The organism is Candidatus Deferrimicrobiaceae bacterium (assembly GCA_035256765.1).
In the GTDB taxonomy this organism is placed as follows: Bacteria; Desulfobacterota; Deferrimicrobia; order Deferrimicrobiales; family Deferrimicrobiaceae; genus CSP1-8.
In genome coordinates this window covers 1-2,916 of sequence record DATEXR010000060.1, presented here as the reverse complement: position 1 = coordinate 2,916, position 2,916 = coordinate 1, and the positions used below count along the sequence as shown (strand labels likewise).

The window sequence follows — 2,916 nt, the reverse complement described above, 5'->3', positions numbered from 1 at the left end:
CCCCCGCCGCTGCATCCGGAGCCAGGAGCACGAACTCGAGAAGTCGCTGGACAACGAATTGATCCGGAGCGCCATGCCCGCCCTGGAGAAGGGACAGCCCGTCGACATCGAGATGCCGATCCGGAACGTCCACCGGACGGTAGGCGCCATGCTGAGCGGCGAGGTCACCCGCCGGTTCGGCTCCCAGGGACTGCCCGAGGACACGATCCGGATCTCCTTCGACGGCTCCGCGGGGCAGAGCCTCGGAGCGTTCCTTGCTCCCGGGATCACGATCCGGGTCGTCGGCGACACCAACGACTACCTCGCCAAGGGGATGTCCGGCGGGAGAATCATCGTCGTCCCGCCCCCGGAGGCGGGATTCCTGCCTTACCGGAACGTGATCTCCGGAAACGTCGTGCTCTACGGGGCGACGGGGGGCGAGCTCTACCTGTACGGCACCGCCGGCGAGCGGTTCGCCGTGCGCAACAGCGGGGCAAAAGCGGTGGTGGAGGGTGTGGGCGACCACGGCTGCGAATACATGACCGGCGGAGTCGTCGTGGTCCTGGGGCACACCGGGAACAACTTCGCGGCGGGGATGAGCGGGGGCGTCGCCTACGTCTACGACGAGTCCGAGCTGTTCGACACGCGCTGCAACCTGGACATGGTGGACGTGGAAACCGTCTGGACAGCCGAGGACGAGAAGCAGCTCCGGGTCATGATCGAACATCACTACCGGTTCACCGGGAGCACGCGGGCCAAGACGATCCTGGACAACTGGGAATCGCGCCTGCCCCTGTTCGTGAAGGTCATGCCGGTGGACTACCGGAAAGTGCTCGAACGGATGCACCTCGAGGAGTACCGGGACGACGAGACCGTCTCGGCAACGGAGGAGGTGTACCGTGGTTAAGCCCACCGGGTTCCTGGAATACCCGCAGGAGAAACCGCCGTACCGGCCGGTGGAGGAGCGGATCCACGACTATCAGGAAGTCGAGCAGTTCCTGCCGAAGGACCGCCTGGAGATCCAGGCCGCCCGGTGCATGGACTGCGGCATCCCTTACTGCCATGTCTTCGGCTGCCCGGTCGTGAACCGGATCCCCGAATGGAACGACATGGTGCACCGGAAACAGTGGCGCAAGGCGCTGGCCCTTCTGCACGCCACGTGCAACCTTCCCGAAATCACCGGGAGGGTATGCCCCGCGCCGTGCGAAGCGGCATGCACGCTTTCGATCAACCTGCCCCCCGTCACCATCCGGCACATCGAGCTGCAGATCGTCGAAACGGGCTGGCAGGAGGGATGGATCCGCCCGGAACCCGCCCCCCGGAAAACGGGCAAGAAAGTGGGGATCATCGGGTCGGGCCCCGCGGGCCTTGCCGCCGCACAGCAACTGGCGCGCAGGGGGCACGAGGCGGTGGTCTTCGAGAAGGCGAGCCGGGTCGGGGGCCTGCTCCGCTACGGCATCCCGGACTTCAAGCTGGAGAAGTGGGTGATCGACCGACGCCTCGAACAGATGCGCGCGGAGGGGGTCGTCTTCGAGACGGGCGTGAACGCGGGAACGGACATCTCCGTGAAATATCTACAGCGCACCTTCGACGCCATCTTGATCGCCGCCGGGGCAATGGAGCCACGGGACCTTCCCGTCCCGGGACGGGATCTTCCGGGGATCCACTTCGCGATGGATTTTCTGACCCGCCAGAACATGCGGATCTCCGGGGAGATCCCCCTCTCGGACGAGGAGATCACCGCCCGGGACAAGCACGTCGTGGTGATCGGGGGCGGCGACACCGGCTCGGACTGCGTCGGCACGAGCCGCCGGCAGGGGGCCCGGGAGATCACCCAACTCGAACTGTTGCCGATGCCCCCCGCGGACCGGCCGGTGAACAACCCCTGGCCGACCTGGCCGGTCATCATGCGCACGTCCTCCTCCCAGGAGGAGGGGTGTACGCGACTATGGAGCGTGTCGACGAAGGAATTTCTCGGGAGCCGGAGCGGTGTCGAAAAACTGCGTTGCGCAAAGCTCGAGTGGTCGGAGCCGGACGAGAACGGCCGGAGCACCTTCCGGGAGATCCCGGGCTCGGAGTTCGAGCTCAGGGCGGACCTGGTGCTGCTCGCCGCGGGGTTCGTCCACCTGGAGCACGGTCCGCTCGTGCGGGACTTGGGACTGGAAACGGACGCCCGGGGGAACCTGGTGGTCGATTCCGGCCTGATGACCACCGCGCAGGGCGTGTTCGCGGCGGGAGACAGCATGGCGGGGGCGTCGCTCATCGTGCGCGCCATCGACTTCGGGAGAAAAGCGGCCGGGGGCGTGGACCGGTACCTGGCGGGAATGTAGAGCCCGCTCCCGGCGGCCCTCTGCCCGCCGGAAACCCGGGATCAGCCGTCGAGAAGTTCCCGCACTTTCCGTGCCAGAGCATCGGGGCGGAGGAACGGGGCGTTCCCTACCGCTCGAGAAGAATCGTCACGGGGCCGTCGTTCACGAGTTCCACCTCCATCACGGCGCCGAAGGAACCCGTTTCGACGGGCAGATCCGTCAACCCCCTCAGGCGCCGGACCAGTTCCTCGTAGAGAGCGTTCGCCTTCTCCGGCGCGGCCGCGTCGCCGAACCCCGGCCTGCTCCCCTTCCGGGCGTCGCCGTAGAGGGTGAACTGCGAAACCACCAGGATCCCCCCGCCGACATCGCCGACCGACCGGTTCATCTTCCCCGCGCCGTCTTCGAAGATCCGCAGCCGGACGATCTTCTCCGCCATCCACGAGACGGCCGCGCTGTCGTCGCCGTGGCCGAAGCCGGCAAACACGAGCAGCCCCCGCCCGATCGTGCCGAGGAGTTTCCCCCCCGAGGACACGGAAGCCCGGCTCACCCTCTGGATCACCGCGCGCATGAGGGACCCTCCTTGGGACATCCGGTCGAATCCCCTGTCCCCCTCCTTTACCCGCGATCC

The 2,916-nt window shown here is 67.2% G+C and carries 3 protein-coding genes; 2 read left to right on the top strand and 1 reads right to left on the bottom strand.

Annotated elements, in window-relative coordinates:
* Together VJ307_01975 and VJ307_01970 are read left to right on the top strand one after the other, a co-directional pair.
* A partial coding sequence (locus VJ307_01975) for a hypothetical protein (protein HJX72894.1) occupies positions 1–886 on the top strand: 886 nt, incomplete at its 5' end.
* Positions 879–2,309, top strand: coding sequence for a glutamate synthase subunit beta (locus VJ307_01970; GenBank protein ID HJX72893.1), 1,431 nt, complete (start codon positions 879–881; stop codon positions 2,307–2,309). The genes VJ307_01975 and VJ307_01970, both read left to right, overlap by 8 nt.
* A gap of 106 nt (positions 2,310–2,415) precedes the next feature.
* On the opposite strand, the gene dtd is transcribed toward VJ307_01970, so the two are convergent.
* Positions 2,416–2,916, bottom strand: a 501-nt coding sequence (gene dtd / locus VJ307_01965) for a D-aminoacyl-tRNA deacylase (protein ID HJX72892.1), incomplete at its 5' end; no start/stop codon positions are given.